Raw genomic sequence first — 12,788 nt, forward strand, 5'->3', positions numbered from 1 at the left:
CTGAGGTCAGTAGTCCTGCAGTTCGCAGGAGCTCTGGTCCAGGAACTGCGACACAACCGGCTTCCAGCTGTCGTCAGGCACGAAGGCGCGGATGACGAAGATGCCTTCCTCGATCGGCGCCTCGACGAAGATCGCCCCTTGCAGGTCTTCGGGAAGCTCCCTGCGCACGTCGATCATCTGTGCCGGCGTCAGCACCACGGTGTCCAGCTTGTTGCCGGTCGCCGTGCGGTCGTTGAATGAATAGAAATTGTGGCCGTTGCGGTCATAGACCGACACCGACCAGAACGGCACGCTGCCCGGCGCCTTGATCCGCACCATGCCTTCGGCAAGGTCGAAGCGGCAGGCGGCGGCGTAAAACAGCGGATCCACCGACTTCACCACCGGCGCGCCGCCCGCCTCGGCATCCAGCCTGGTCATCTTGTAGAGGTCGGACGCCGTCGCCAGCCGTGACCAGGCATCGCGCTCGGTAAATTCCGGCACCAGCAAAAGCACCACGATGTGGATGATGCCGGCGCCGACCAGGCCGAGCAGGATGGCGTGCAGCAGCCTACGCATTGCAGCCAGCCTTGACGATCCGGGGCAGCGACACGTCGGAAAGGCCGGTGCTTGAGGCAATCGGCGTGTCGTAGAAGGTGAGCACGAAATACATCCGGCCAAAACCTTCGGTCAGAAGCCAGTTGCCGGGGGCCGGACGGTTGCCGACGGCGATGATCACCGAATTGTCGGGCTGACGCAGCACCTGGTAGGATTGCAGTGCCGCCAACCTTGGCTTGCCGGTGTCGACCACGCCGAGCGATTGATCCGCGGCATAGAGCGTCCAGAACCGGGCGGTGGGGAAACTGCCCTCGATCCTGTAGTCGCATTGCCGCTGAAGCTCATCGCCGGCCGCATCGCGCTCGGCGATGAAGGACAAGCCCTCGGCCTTGCCGAGCGCCAGCACGCCTTCACGCGCCACGCGCGCCTTGGAATAGGGGTCGGCATCTTGCGTGCCGATCTCGGGAAAGGCGGTCCATTCGCCGATGCTGATCGCGCCGACGCCGCTCTGCGCCTGCAGCGCATACCAGACGCTGCCGCCGCCAAGGCCGATGGCTATGGCAAGCGAAAGCAGCGTGAAAAAGGCGGTCTTGAGCATGAAGAACCGGGACGAGTGAATTATCGTTCGGGGATATAGCGGGGCAGGCCGCAGAGCAAGCAGCGCTGTGGAATCAAAGCGCCGACAGGGTCTCCGGTGTCTGCGGCGAGCCGAGCACGGGCGCGGCCTGGAACACCTTGGTCATCTCGCGCAGCGTCTGTGTCGTGCGGCTGGACAGCACCGCCGGGCGCTCGGCCGCGGCATCCGCTGCTGCCTGATCGGCATTTTTCTTCTCCGCTTCCTCGGCCTTGGCCGCGATCTCTTCGTCGACGAAGGGTTTGTCTAGGCCGGGGATCGGCTTCAGGTCGATATTCTGGTGCGCATAGACCATCAGCCGCTGCCACACCATCGCCGGCAGCGTGCCGCCGGTCATGTTGCGGGTCGGGGTGAAGTCGTCATTGCCGAGCCAGACGGCAGCCGTGTAATTGCCGGTGAAGCCGACGAACCAGGCGTCGCGATAGGATTGCGTCGTCCCCGTCTTGCCGGCGACGACGATGTTGGGCAGCTGCGCGCGCCGCGCGGTGCCGATCGCCGGCACCGCAGCCAGCATGGTGTTCATGTATTTCAGCGCCTGTTCCGACAAAACGCGATGCGGCGCCGGCGCATCCTTGGCAAAGTCGTAGACGACGTCGCCGGTGCGGGTGACGAGCTGGGTGATGCCGTGCCTCGAGCCGGCGAAGCCGTTCTGCGCGAACACGCTGTAGCCCGTCGCCTGGTCCATGACCGTCATGCCCGATGTGCCGAGCACCATGGTCTTGTGCGACTCCAGCGGCGATTCCACGCCGAATGATTCGGCCATCGCCTTGATCGGGCCGATGCCGAGATAGTCCTTGGCCAGCCGTACCGGCACGGTGTTGATCGATTTGGCGATCGCCGTGATCAGCGTCACATTGCCGGCCGAGCCGCCATTGTAATTGTGCGGTGACCAGCCGCCCCAGCTGATCGGCCCGCCTGAGACGACGGAGTCCGGGGTGAACCCGTGCTCCATGGCGGTGGCGTAGACGTAAGGTTTGAACGAGGAGCCGGTCTGGCGCAGCGCCTTGGTGGCGCGGTTGAACTGGCTTGCGCCATAGTCGCGGCCGCCGACAATGGCGCGCACCGCGCCATTGGTCTCGATCACCACAACGGCGCCCTCGGTGACGTTGTACTCCTTGCCGAACTGGCGGAGATGGAATTCGACGGATTCTTCCGCCGCTTTCTGGATGTTGGCGTCGAAAGTGGTGTGGGCGACCAGCGAATGCTGGCCGGGCTTGGCGATTTTCTTGACCTCATCGAAGGCCCAGTCGAGGTAATAGTCCGGGCTCTTCTGCTCGCCGCGGTCGACGATCTCGGCCGGATGCAGCCTTGCCTGCAGCACCTGGCCTTCGGTCATGAAACCGGAATCGACGAGGTTCGACAGCACCACATTGGCGCGAGCGCGGGCAGCGGGCAGGTTGATGTGCGGGGCGTATTTGGTCGGCGCCTTGAACAGGCCGGCCAGCATCGCCGCCTCGGCGAGGTTCAGATCCTTGACGCTCTTGCCGAAATAGAAATCCGCCGCCGCCTCGATGCCGAACGTGCCGCCCCCCATATAGGCGCGGTCGAGATAAAGCTGCAGGATCTCCTTCTTCGACAGATTGGCCTCCAGCCACAGCGACAGGAAGGCTTCCTTGATCTTGCGTTGGAAGGTCCGCTCATTCGACAGGAACAGGTTCTTGGCCAGCTGCTGGGTGATGCTGGAGCCGCCCTGGACGACGGAATTGGCCCGCACATTCTCGAAGATGGCGCGCGACAGGCCGAGCACGTCGATGCCGTAGTGCTCGAAGAAGCGCCGGTCCTCGGTCGCCAGCACTGCTTTGATGACATGGTCCGGCATCTCGTCGACAGGCACGGAATCGCGCTGGATGATGCCGCGCTGGCCAATCTCGTTGCCGTAGCGGTCGAGGAAGGTGACGGCGAAATCGCCCTGACTGCGCCAGTCGCCGGTGGTGATCTGGAAGGCCGGCATCGCGAGTGCGAGCAGCACGACGACGCCGCCGGCGCCCATCGTAAAACCTTCGCTCAGCACCTCGATGATGCCGCGTCGCCAGCCGGTGACTCGGAAGCGCCGCGAAAAAATGGTTGCCGATTCCCAGAACTGGCCGGCCTTGAAGCCGATTTCGTAGAGCGAGGAATCGATCCACGCGTCCACCGCCAGCAGTGCGGCGGCGATCGGACCTCTTCGTCTTGGACGTCGTTCTAAAGGACTGGCCATTCCCGAAACTCACCCAACCCACCTGAGAACCGCAAGCGGGCAATTTCAGGGCGGGCATACCCGGCGAAGACTATTCTTCCATTTCAGCCCGGCTCACAAGGGCAGCCAGGCCACACCGCACGGTTTGTTGAGCGCCGCCCGGATCGTGACGCTGGAGGTCGACGCCGTCGATGCCGACGCCAGTGGCTTCGAGCCAGTCTAGCACAAGGGCCGGCGCGTCGGCTTCGTCGCCTCAGCCGGCTATGGCTACACAATAGGCAAAAGCGTCGCGCTGACGTTGCTGGGCGACGAATCGCCGGGGAGGGGACCGCGCTTTCGGTGCACATTGTCGGCGTCGAGCGGCTGGCGCGAATTATTCCGGCCTTCCCATACGACCCCGAGGGCAGGCGATGCGGCAATGAGGAGTTTTGGCCATGGTCGATGACATCATAAGGGAGACCAGGCGCGAGCGCCGGCGCGGGCACACCGGTGAGGCCGGCAGCGGGCCAAGCCGCCACCCGAACTATCGCTCGCTCAAGAACCCGTTCCTGCCGCAGCCGGTGTTTTCGGACGACCAGGTCGCGGCCATCCACGGCACGGCGTTGCGCGTGCTGGAAGAGCTCGGCATCAAGGTGCTGCTGCCGGAGGCACGGGCGATCTACGCCAAAGCCGGTGCGCTGGTCGACGAGGACAGCCGGATGGTGCGCATCGGCCGCGATATTGTCACTGCGGCACTGGCCTCGGCGCCGAAATCCATCCGGGCGCTGGCGGGCAACCGTAGCCGCGATCTCATGCTGGAGCTCGGCTCGATGACGTTCCTCGCCGGAGCCGGGGCGCCCAACGTCACCGATCTCGAACGCGGACGGCGTCCGGGCACGCTCGCCGCTTTCGAAGAACTGACCAAGCTTGTTCAGAATTTCGACGTGCTGCATATGCTCGGCCCCTGGATCGAGCCTCAGGATGTCGACAACCGTTTGCGCCACTATGCCGTCAACCGTGCGCAGCTGACCCTGTCGGACAAGTTTCCCTTCGTCTTCGCCCGTGGCACGCCGCAGGTCGAGGACGGGTTCGAGATGATCCGGTTGGCGCGCGGCCTCTCGCAGGACGAGTTCCTGGCCGGCGTCCATTGCTATACCGTCATTAACACCAATTCGCCGCGCCAGCTCGATATCCCGATGGCGCAAGGCATCATCGACTTCGCCAAGGCCGGCCAGGTGTCCATCATCACGCCCTTCTGCCTGGCCGGCGCCATGGCGCCGATCACCGTCGCCGGCGCATTGACGCTGCAGCATGCCGAGGCGCTGGCTGGTCTCGCGCTGGCGCAGATGGTGCGGCCGGGCGCACCGGTGGTTTACGGATCCTTCTCCTCCAATGTGGACATGAAGTCCGGCGCACCGGCCTTCGGCACGCCCGAGCACGTCAAGGCGACGCTGGGCGCCGGTCAGTTGGCCCGCTTCACCGGCCTGCCTTGGCGGTCCGGCGGCGGCAGTGCGGCCAACATTTCCGATGTGCAGGCGGCGCACGAGACGCAGTTCGCGCTGTGGGGCTCGGTGCTTGCCGGCGCCACCGTCTGCATCCATGCCGCGGGCTGGCTGGAGGGTGGCCTCAGCGTCTCCTACGAGAAGCTGATCACCGATATCGAGGCATTGCAGACGGTTGCCGAACTCTGTGCTACGACCCCCGGCGACAAGGATTCGATCGGCTTCGAGGCGATCGCCGAAGTCCAGCCGGGCGGGCATTTCTTCGCCGCCGGCCACACCATGACGCGCTACCGCACCGCCTTCTACGAGCCGCTGGTCGCCGACTGGTCGAATTTCGGCAGCTGGACGCAGTCCGGTTCGAAGTCGGCCACCGAGCGCGCCACCGGCATCTGGAAGCGGACGCTGGCCGACTTCCAGCCGCCGGCGTGGGCCGTTGCCACATCCGATGTGCTCGACGAGTTCATTGCCCGCCGCACCGAAGAGGGCGGAGCGTTGCCGATGTCGTGAGGTTGGCAGCCGTCACATCGGCCGCTTGTCGCCGGTCTTCGACGGCTCGCGGCGAATCGGCCCGGCATCGGCCTGCCTGTGCTTGTCGGCGGCAATCCGGCGGATGCGATCGAAGCGGCTCTCCTCCGCCGGCTTGGTCGCGGATACAGCGTTTGGCTTCGGGGCAAATGTGATCATCTGTCGATCTCCCTGTCGTTGCTGACTGGTCTTGACTGACTGACGGAAATTCCTGGCTCGCCGGGGAAATGTCCCCGGCAGCCTGTTCTGATTTATGCCCGCCCAGATTCCCAGGCGGGCAATTTTCGGGCGATGGTCAGTAGCCGCCCATGCCGCCACCGCCGCCCGCAGGCGCCGCATCCTTGGCCGGAACGTCGGTGATCATCGCTTCGGCGGTGATCAGAAGCGCTGCAATCGAGCCGGCATCCTGCAGTGCGGTGCGCACCACTTTCGCCGGATCGACGATGCCCGCCTTGATCATGTCGACATAGACCTCGTTCTGGGCATCAAAGCCCTGATTGTGGTCCTTGCTGTCGGACAGCCTGCCGACGACGATCGAGCCTTCGACACCGGAATTCTCGGCGATCTGGCGGATCGGCGCTTCGAGTGCCCTGAGCACGATCGAAATGCCTGCCGTCACATCGTCATTGGCGCCAGTCAGCCCGGCCAGCGCCGATCTGGCGCGCAGAAGCGCCACGCCACCGCCGGGCACGATGCCTTCTTCCACCGCCGCGCGCGTCGCATTCAGCGCGTCGTCGATGCGGTCCTTCTTTTCCTTCACTTCAGACTCGGTGACGCCGCCGACGCGGATCACGGCGACGCCGCCGGCGAGCTTGGCCAGCCGCTCCTGCAGCTTCTCCTTGTCGTAGTCGGACGTGGTCTCCTCGATCTGGCCCTTGATCTGCGCGATGCGCGCCTGGATGGTCGCCTTGGTGCCGGCGCCGTCGATGATCGTGGTGGTGTCCTTCTCGATCAGTACGCGCTTGGCGCGGCCAAGCATCTCGATGGTGACGTTTTCGAGCTTGATGCCGAGATCCTCGGAAATCATCTGGCCCGATGTCAGCACGGCGATGTCTTCCAGCATCGCCTTGCGGCGATCGCCGAAGCCCGGCGCCTTGACGGCCGCGACCTTGAGGCCGCCGCGCAGCTTGTTGACGACCAGCGTCGCCAGTGCTTCGCCTTCGACGTCTTCCGAGATGATCAGCAACGGCCTGCCGCTCTGCACCACTGCTTCGAGGATCGGCAGCATCGCCTGCAGATTGCCGAGCTTCTTCTCGTGGATGAGCACGTAAGGCTCTTCCAGTTCGACGCGCATCTTGTCGGCATTGGTGACGAAATAGGGTGAGAGATAGCCGCGGTCGAACTGCATGCCTTCGACGACGTCGAGTTCGGTGTCGGCGGTCTTGGCCTCCTCGACGGTGATGACGCCGTCATTGCCGACCTTGTCCATCGCCTTGGCGATCATGGCGCCGACGCTGGCATCGCCATTGGCGGCGATGGTGCCGACCTGCGCGATCTCGGCCGACGACTTGACCTTCTTGGCCTTCGCCTTGATGTCCTTGACCACGGCGGCGACAGCCTGGTCGATGCCACGCTTGAGGTCCATCGGGTTCATGCCCGCGGCAACCAGCTTGGCGCCTTCGCGCAGGATCGATGCGGCCAGCACCGTGGCGGTGGTGGTGCCGTCACCGGCGAGGTCGTTGGTCTTCGAAGCCACTTCGCGCACCATCTGCGCGCCCATGTTCTCGAACTTGTCAGCAAGCTCGATTTCCTTGGCCACCGTCACACCGTCCTTGGTGATGCGCGGCGCGCCATAGGCCTTGTCGATGATGACGTTGCGGCCCTTGGGGCCGAGCGTGACCTTCACCGCATTGGTGAGGATCTCGACGCCGCGCAGCATGCGGTCGCGCGCGTCGGTGGCGAATTTGATTTCCTTGGCAGACATTTTTTTCAATCCCGTTGGTGTGGTGAAGCAAGCGGCTCGCCGGAGCCTGGCAAAGCCAGGCCGGTCAGGCAGCCTTCTTGGCTTTGACGCTCTTCTCGGTGACGACCGTCCCGCTCTTGCCGATAGCGGCCGTCTCGCTCTTGTCGATGACGCCCATAATGTCGGCTTCCTTCATGATCAGCAGGTCCTCGCCGTCGATCTTGACCTCGGTGCCCGACCATTTGCCGAACAGGATGAAGTCGCCGGCCTTGACGTCGAGCGGAACAAGCGCGCCGTTTTCGTCGCGTGCGCCCGGCCCAACGGCGATGACTTCGCCTTCCTGCGGCTTTTCCTTGGCATTGTCGGGAATGATGATGCCGCCCTTGGATTTGACATCGCCTTCGGCGCGCCGGATGACGACGCGGTCGTGGAGTGGCCGAAACTTCATGAGAACTTCTTTCTGGGGCCGGCATAGGCGACCGCGCCGTTCTTATAGGCGTGTTGGCACTCGATAGATAGGAGTGCCAAAAATTATTCGTGGCCAAAATTAAATATTAAAAAGTATTATGATGTCTGCAGGGTTCGAAACGTCGCGAGGCGCCTAGATATTTCAAAAAATTGAATTCCGAGGCAAAAGTGACTATTTATATCGTAAGTTCGATTTCACAATTTCAGGCACGAAGGAGATTTAGGCGATGGCCGAAGGCAATCAGAGCATCATGGAAAAAGCTGAAGCCCGCTTCATGGACAAGCAGAAGAAGACGGCCGAGCGCAACAAGGCAACCTCCGACTACATGTCCGAAGCGAGGGCCAGGGAGATCAAGACGGCAAGGCTCAGGGAATTGCGCTTGGCCAAGGAAGAGGCCGACCGCGTCGCGGAAGCCTTGAACCCGACACCGAAGAAGAAGCGGGCGACAGTCAAGAAAGCCGCCGCCGCGCCGAAGGGGGGCACGTCATGAGCCTGACATTCCCCAATCCAAGTCGCTTCTATGACGAGGCCGGCAAGCGCATCCGCTTTGTCGGCCACGACGGCATGTTCCAGATTTCCTTCTCTGTCGCAGCCGATGCCCTCTCGAAGGCGCCATCAGGGACGGCGACCGCGGAAGCCACCTATCTGGCGGCTTTCGACACCGCGTCCAGCTCCATCCATGACATTGCCAGCAAGGCCTACGCCCGCACCCGCAAGAGCATATATGTGCTCACAGCCGCGGATTTCGGTTAGCGCGCGTTCGTCTTGCAATCAGAGCGGCTGAGATCAGCGTGCGTCAGGACTTGCGGTCGGCTTTTGCCCGCCGCTTGACGTCCCGGCTGTTCAGGCGGTCGGCCATCGCTTCCGCATCGCGCAAATTCATGGCCACCATTACCTGTTGCTTAAGCTCGACAGGCTGGCCGGTGAAGATGTCGAAGATAGTCCAGCTCTCGGGCTCGTCCATGCGCAACGCGTAGCGGTTTGCCATATCGGCATCAGGCCCTTGACATGAAAAATGCCGCCGCCAGGATCAGGATTGTCCAGGCCACCACCGACAGCTTCAAGGCCAGGCCGCCATGCATTGAAAGTATCTCGCGCATGCGCAGGGCCACGGTCCTCTTCGACAGGCGGGTGCTGCCGCAATCGCGACCGGGGGCTTGACGCCAAGCTTTCCAAAGGCCGGCAGCAGCGGTGGCGTTCGCATGAAATGACCTCGAATTGCCGGAGAAAACAGGGCTCCTCATAACACCCTTCTTGAAACTCCCCGCATGCCAAATAGAACCCGGTCCGTGGAAGGGCCATGCCGCCCGATTCGCCGCCTTCCATCAGGCGGATCGTCATCTGGCGCAATCCGTGCAACGCGGTTAGGTTGCGCGCGAAACTGAGGTTGTTCAAAGCGTGACAGGCGAACGGAGACGACGATGACGGCGCCCGGCGATTTGCTGCAAGCCTTGTTCATGAGATTGAAGAGCGATGCCTCGCTGACGGCGCTGCTCGGCGGCGCCGGGTTGCGCGAGCAGGCGGCCGACAGTGCCGCCTTCCCTTATGTGACCTATGGCAGGACCAGCGCATTCGATCTGGACACCGGCGCCGACAATGATGACGACCAGCTCATCACGCTGCATGTCTGGTCGAAGGCGCAAGGCGAGGCCGAGACGCGTCTGATCATGGACAGCATCCGGGCGCGCCTTGACGGCGCCGCTTTCGCCACCGGCTCGCGCGACCAGACCCGCCTGTCGCTGGAGTTCGCCGAGGCCCGCTACGACGAGGACCTGGCGCTCTACCACGGGGTGCTGCGGATACGCGCTCTCACCGAACAAAGTGATTGAAGCAACCTAGATCTGCGCCTGGATCTCGGCCTTGTCGATGACTGACCACACCTCGCGGATGCGACCCTCTCCGAATTCGTAGAAAACATTCTCAGCGAACGACACGCGCTTGCCGTTCACCGGCAGGCCGAACAGCACGCCCTTGGGATGACAGTCGAAATGCAGGCGCGCCGCCATGCGCGGCGGCTGGCAGACCAGCAGTTCGATGTTGAAGCGGAGGTCGGGAATCGCCTCGAAATCGCCTTCGAGCATACGGCGATAACCCGACAGGCCGAGCATTTCGCCATTGTGCTGCACCTCGTCGCCGACAAAGTCTCCAAGTTTCGCCCAGTCCTGGTCATTCAGGCAAGCGATATAGCCCCGGTAAAGGTCGGCAAAGTCTTTATCCGTCATGGCGCACTCCGATGATTTGGCGTTTCCCGCGCTATTTAGGGCGGCCCTTCAGAATGGTCTCGCCTTGACCTGTTCCCAATCTGGCTGCGAATTGAGAACCTGCGCGCAAAAACCATAGCCGCGCAGCCGGTTTTCCGGTTATGAATCCATTGCCCGGTCTGAGGGACTGGGCGGTAGGATCGCATTCATTCGTTGCGCGCGCAGGGGGTTTTGCGGGGATGGATTTTCACCCGTTCACCGTTCACTTCACGTTCAGCACAGTTGCGTTACAACGCCGACCATGAAAACGCTTCGCTCTCATGTCAGAACCGCGATACTGGCGCTCACAGCGGCCGGCCTGTTGGCGTCGCAAGCGACGCCGGCAGCCGCGGCGGATTGCTACGCGATCGGCCAGCAGGTTGCCGAGCAGAATGGCGGCACGCTGGCCAAGGCTTCGCAGACGACGCGTGGCGGCCAGGAGGTCTGCGTCATCGTCGTGCTTGTGCCGGGCAAGGACGGCCAGCGTCCGCGCCGCTCCGAGATCGTCGTCCCGGCGAACTGATCCAATCTTCCCTCTTGCAGGGCTCGTTTCCCAGACCACCGGAATCGGCCTATATCTGACCCATCAACAGGCCTGACCGATCATGCGCGTACTCGTCGTAGAAGATGACAAGGATCTCAACCGGCAGCTGGCCGACGCGCTGGTCGATGCCGGCTATGTCGTCGACCGCTCCTATGACGGCGAGGAGGGGCATTTCCTCGGCGACACCGAGCCCTACGATGCCGTCGTGCTCGACATAGGCCTGCCGCAGATGGACGGCATCAGCGTCGTCGAGCGCTGGCGCCGCAACGGCCGCAAGATGCCGGTGCTGATCCTGACAGCGCGCGACCGCTGGAGCGACAAGGTGTCGGGCATCGATGCCGGCGCCGACGACTATGTCACCAAGCCGTTCCACATCGAGGAGGTGCTGGCCAGGGTGAGGGCGCTGATCCGCCGCGCCGCCGGCCATGCCTCGTCCGAGCTCACTTGCGGGCCGCTGCGCCTCGACACCAAGGCCTCCAAGGCCGATGTCAACGGCGTGCCGCTGAAGCTGACCTCGCATGAGTTCCGCCTGCTGGCGTATCTGATGCACCATATGGGCGAGGTGGTGTCGCGCACCGAGCTGGTCGAGCATCTCTACGACCAGGATTTCGACCGCGATTCCAACACCATCGAGGTCTTTGTCGGCCGGCTGCGGAAGAAGATGGGCATCGACATGATCGAAACCGTGCGCGGCATGGGCTATCGCATGCGTGAGCCGGAGGCGTAAGGCGGAACCGCTCCCCATACCAGCAAGGAAGCCTTTTTCGGCGCGGCTCTGGCCGCGCTCGCTGGCCTTCCGCGTCATCGGATTTTCCACGATCTGGGCGATCCTCACCCTGATCGTCATCTTCACTCTGATCACCACGCTCTACCGCCAGGCCAGCGAGCGCGGCTTCGACAGCCTGCTGTCGGCGCATCTGTTCAATCTGATCGGCTCGGTCGGCGTTTCCGAATCCGGCCAGCTCACCGGTGCTCCCGACCTTGGCGACCTGCGCTTCTCGGAGCCGAATTCGGGCTGGTACTGGTCGGTGGAGCCGGCTTCCGAAGGCGTGCACGGCAACCTTCATTCGTCCTCGATGACCACGACGATCCCGTCGCCGACCGTTGCCGAGGTGCCTTTCAATTCCAGTTTCCAGCGCAGCTATTCCACCGACGGCATCGGTGACGAGGAACTGCAAGTGTTCGAAAGCGAATTCGTCCTCGATGCCAAGAACCGCGCCGCGCGCTTCCGCGTAATGGGCAACAAGACCGAGCTCGAGCACGAGATCGCCACCTTCCAGGGCCGCCTGTTGACCTATCTCAGCCTGTTCGGCGTCGGCATGATCGCCATCAATGCGATCGCCATCCTGCTCGGCCTGCAGCCCTTGCGCCGGGTTCGCAACGCGCTTGCCCAGGTGCGCGAAGGCACGGCGCAACGGCTCGACGGCCAGTTTCCCGCCGAGATCGAGCCGCTCGCCAACGAGACCAATGCGCTGATCGAAAACAACAAGCGCATCGTCGAGCGTTCACGCACGCAGGTCGGCAACCTCGCCCATTCGCTGAAGACGCCGCTCGCAGTTTTGATCAACGAGGGCCGGGCGCTCGGCGGCGCCAAGGGCCAGCTCATCGCCGACCAGGCCGCCTCGATGCAGAAGCAGGTCGACCATTATCTGCAGCGGGCTCGGGTCGCCGCGCAGCGCGACAGCGTCGTCTACCGCACGCCGGTGACCCCGCTGGTGCAGCGCATGGTGCGCGTGCTGCAAAAACTCAAGCCTGATGTCAGCCTGTCGCTTACGCTGCCGGCGGCCGACATCGTCTTTGCTGGCGAGCGCGAGGATTTGGAGGAACTGGTCGGCAACCTCCTCGACAATGCGATGAAATGGGCAAGGAGCACTGTTGCCGTATCCGTCACGCCGGCCGCAGCCGGCCTGTTCGAGCTATCGATCGAGGATGACGGTCCCGGCATCCCCGAGGACAAGGCCCGCGATGTCTTGAAACGCGGCCGGCGCCTCGACGAGACAAAGCCGGGAACCGGGCTCGGACTTGCCATCGTTGCCGACCTCGTCAACGAGTATGGCGGGGCGCTGGCGCTGGAACGCTCCACGATGGGCGGGCTGAAGGCGGTTGTGCGCTTGCGGAGCTTGCAATGATGTACTGCCCAGGGCCAATCGACACGGCCGAATGCCTGTGTTATGGCGGCCCCTCGATTGCGCAAAAGCCGTTAAGAACGGCCAAATTTCCGACAAATATCAATAGTATGACGTCCTGACGCCCCCGATGACGCGGCCCCCAGCGCATCCCGT

Annotated in this window: 15 protein-coding genes; 7 read left to right on the forward strand and 8 right to left on the reverse strand. The window is 63.3% G+C overall.

The window, feature by feature from the left end:
* Positions 1–6: 6 nt before the first annotated feature.
* From NKI31_RS25555 to NKI31_RS25565, 3 genes are all read right to left on the reverse strand, one after another.
* Positions 7–555, reverse strand: coding sequence for a DUF1254 domain-containing protein (locus NKI31_RS25555; RefSeq protein WP_352652873.1), 549 nt, complete (start codon positions 553–555; stop codon positions 7–9).
* A complete protein-coding gene (locus tag NKI31_RS25560) occupies positions 548–1,132 on the reverse strand; it encodes a DUF1214 domain-containing protein (protein WP_023738546.1) in 585 nt (194 codons plus the stop codon). Before NKI31_RS25560 ends, NKI31_RS25555 begins: the two co-directional genes overlap by 8 nt.
* Positions 1,133–1,205: 73 nt before the next feature.
* On the reverse strand, positions 1,206–3,365 hold the full coding sequence (locus NKI31_RS25565; RefSeq protein WP_023684539.1) for a transglycosylase domain-containing protein: 2,160 nt from the start codon (positions 3,363–3,365) through the stop codon (positions 1,206–1,208).
* Positions 3,366–3,778: 413 nt separating this feature from the next.
* Here NKI31_RS25565 and NKI31_RS25570 point away from each other — a divergent pair, with 413 nt between their 5' ends.
* Positions 3,779–5,332 carry a trimethylamine methyltransferase family protein gene (locus NKI31_RS25570; RefSeq protein ID WP_352652874.1) on the forward strand — a complete coding sequence of 518 codons (1,554 nt, stop codon included), beginning with the start codon at positions 3,779–3,781 and terminating at the stop codon, positions 5,330–5,332.
* A gap of 12 nt (positions 5,333–5,344) precedes the next feature.
* On the opposite strand, the gene NKI31_RS25575 is transcribed toward NKI31_RS25570, so the two are convergent.
* The 3 genes from NKI31_RS25575 to NKI31_RS25585 all read right to left on the reverse strand — a co-directional run bounded on the left by NKI31_RS25575 (position 5,345) and on the right by NKI31_RS25585 (position 7,701).
* Positions 5,345–5,509 (reverse strand): hypothetical protein, encoded by a 165-nt coding sequence (locus tag NKI31_RS25575; RefSeq protein WP_023705441.1) that lies wholly within the window; start codon positions 5,507–5,509, stop codon positions 5,345–5,347.
* Positions 5,510–5,645: 136 nt separating this feature from the next.
* Positions 5,646–7,274, reverse strand: a complete 1,629-nt coding sequence (gene groL, locus NKI31_RS25580; protein WP_023684537.1) for a chaperonin GroEL — start codon at positions 7,272–7,274, stop codon at positions 5,646–5,648.
* Positions 7,275–7,338: 64 nt separating this feature from the next.
* Positions 7,339–7,701, reverse strand: coding sequence for a co-chaperone GroES (locus tag NKI31_RS25585; RefSeq protein ID WP_023698577.1), 363 nt, complete (start codon positions 7,699–7,701; stop codon positions 7,339–7,341).
* Between the two features lie 247 nt (positions 7,702–7,948).
* On the opposite strand from NKI31_RS25585, the gene NKI31_RS25590 reads away from it, so the two are divergent.
* Both NKI31_RS25590 and NKI31_RS25595 read left to right on the forward strand, forming a co-directional pair.
* On the forward strand, positions 7,949–8,212 hold the full coding sequence (locus NKI31_RS25590) for a hypothetical protein (protein ID WP_023670169.1): 264 nt from the start codon (positions 7,949–7,951) through the stop codon (positions 8,210–8,212).
* Positions 8,209–8,475, forward strand: coding sequence for a DUF1488 family protein (locus NKI31_RS25595; RefSeq protein ID WP_023670170.1), 267 nt, complete (start codon positions 8,209–8,211; stop codon positions 8,473–8,475). Before NKI31_RS25590 ends, NKI31_RS25595 begins: the two co-directional genes overlap by 4 nt.
* A gap of 43 nt (positions 8,476–8,518) precedes the next feature.
* Here NKI31_RS25595 and NKI31_RS25600 read toward each other — a convergent pair whose 3' ends face one another.
* Entirely contained in the window at positions 8,519–8,710 is a 192-nt protein-coding gene (locus NKI31_RS25600) for a hypothetical protein (protein ID WP_023670171.1), read from the reverse strand.
* 433 nt (positions 8,711–9,143) lie between these two features.
* Between NKI31_RS25600 and NKI31_RS25605 the strand changes: the two genes are divergently transcribed.
* Positions 9,144–9,551, forward strand: coding sequence for a DUF3168 domain-containing protein (locus tag NKI31_RS25605; RefSeq protein ID WP_023670173.1), 408 nt, complete (start codon positions 9,144–9,146; stop codon positions 9,549–9,551).
* A 6-nt stretch (positions 9,552–9,557) separates the two neighbouring features.
* Here the strand turns inward: NKI31_RS25605 and NKI31_RS25610 are convergent, their stop codons facing one another.
* On the reverse strand, positions 9,558–9,944 hold the full coding sequence (locus tag NKI31_RS25610; RefSeq protein WP_352652875.1) for an ester cyclase: 387 nt from the start codon (positions 9,942–9,944) through the stop codon (positions 9,558–9,560).
* A gap of 280 nt (positions 9,945–10,224) precedes the next feature.
* Here NKI31_RS25610 and NKI31_RS25615 point away from each other — a divergent pair, with 280 nt between their 5' ends.
* The 3 genes from NKI31_RS25615 to NKI31_RS25625 all read left to right on the forward strand — a co-directional run bounded on the left by NKI31_RS25615 (position 10,225) and on the right by NKI31_RS25625 (position 12,635).
* Complete coding sequence (locus NKI31_RS25615) at positions 10,225–10,485, forward strand: hypothetical protein (protein WP_023670174.1); 261 nt, start codon at positions 10,225–10,227, stop codon at positions 10,483–10,485.
* Positions 10,486–10,567: 82 nt separating this feature from the next.
* Positions 10,568–11,233, forward strand: a complete 666-nt coding sequence (locus tag NKI31_RS25620) for a response regulator transcription factor (RefSeq protein WP_023670175.1) — start codon at positions 10,568–10,570, stop codon at positions 11,231–11,233.
* Positions 11,217–12,635: an ATP-binding protein gene (locus NKI31_RS25625; RefSeq protein WP_023821067.1), complete on the forward strand. Its 1,419-nt coding sequence runs from the start codon at positions 11,217–11,219 to the stop codon at positions 12,633–12,635. Before NKI31_RS25620 ends, NKI31_RS25625 begins: the two co-directional genes overlap by 17 nt.
* Positions 12,636–12,788: the final 153 nt, after the last annotated feature.

Source organism: Mesorhizobium sp. M0659, from assembly GCF_040320605.1.
GTDB lineage: Bacteria > Pseudomonadota > Alphaproteobacteria > Rhizobiales > Rhizobiaceae > Mesorhizobium.

Coding starts and splice junctions, on each gene's coding strand:
- NKI31_RS25575 (WP_023705441.1), bottom strand. CDS start 5,509: ATGATCACATTTGCCCCGAAGCCAAACGCTGTATCCGCGACCAAGCCG.
- NKI31_RS25560 (WP_023738546.1), bottom strand. CDS start 1,132: ATGCTCAAGACCGCCTTTTTCACGCTGCTTTCGCTTGCCATAGCCATC.
- NKI31_RS25600 (WP_023670171.1), bottom strand. CDS start 8,710: ATGGCAAACCGCTACGCGTTGCGCATGGACGAGCCCGAGAGCTGGACT.
- NKI31_RS25605 (WP_023670173.1), top strand. CDS start 9,144: ATGACGGCGCCCGGCGATTTGCTGCAAGCCTTGTTCATGAGATTGAAG.
- groL (WP_023684537.1), bottom strand. CDS start 7,274: ATGTCTGCCAAGGAAATCAAATTCGCCACCGACGCGCGCGACCGCATG.
- NKI31_RS25555 (WP_352652873.1), bottom strand. CDS start 555: ATGCGTAGGCTGCTGCACGCCATCCTGCTCGGCCTGGTCGGCGCCGGC.
- NKI31_RS25570 (WP_352652874.1), top strand. CDS start 3,779: ATGGTCGATGACATCATAAGGGAGACCAGGCGCGAGCGCCGGCGCGGG.
- NKI31_RS25620 (WP_023670175.1), top strand. CDS start 10,568: ATGCGCGTACTCGTCGTAGAAGATGACAAGGATCTCAACCGGCAGCTG.
- NKI31_RS25585 (WP_023698577.1), bottom strand. CDS start 7,701: ATGAAGTTTCGGCCACTCCACGACCGCGTCGTCATCCGGCGCGCCGAA.
- NKI31_RS25615 (WP_023670174.1), top strand. CDS start 10,225: ATGAAAACGCTTCGCTCTCATGTCAGAACCGCGATACTGGCGCTCACA.
- NKI31_RS25610 (WP_352652875.1), bottom strand. CDS start 9,944: ATGACGGATAAAGACTTTGCCGACCTTTACCGGGGCTATATCGCTTGC.
- NKI31_RS25590 (WP_023670169.1), top strand. CDS start 7,949: ATGGCCGAAGGCAATCAGAGCATCATGGAAAAAGCTGAAGCCCGCTTC.
- NKI31_RS25595 (WP_023670170.1), top strand. CDS start 8,209: ATGAGCCTGACATTCCCCAATCCAAGTCGCTTCTATGACGAGGCCGGC.
- NKI31_RS25565 (WP_023684539.1), bottom strand. CDS start 3,365: ATGGCCAGTCCTTTAGAACGACGTCCAAGACGAAGAGGTCCGATCGCC.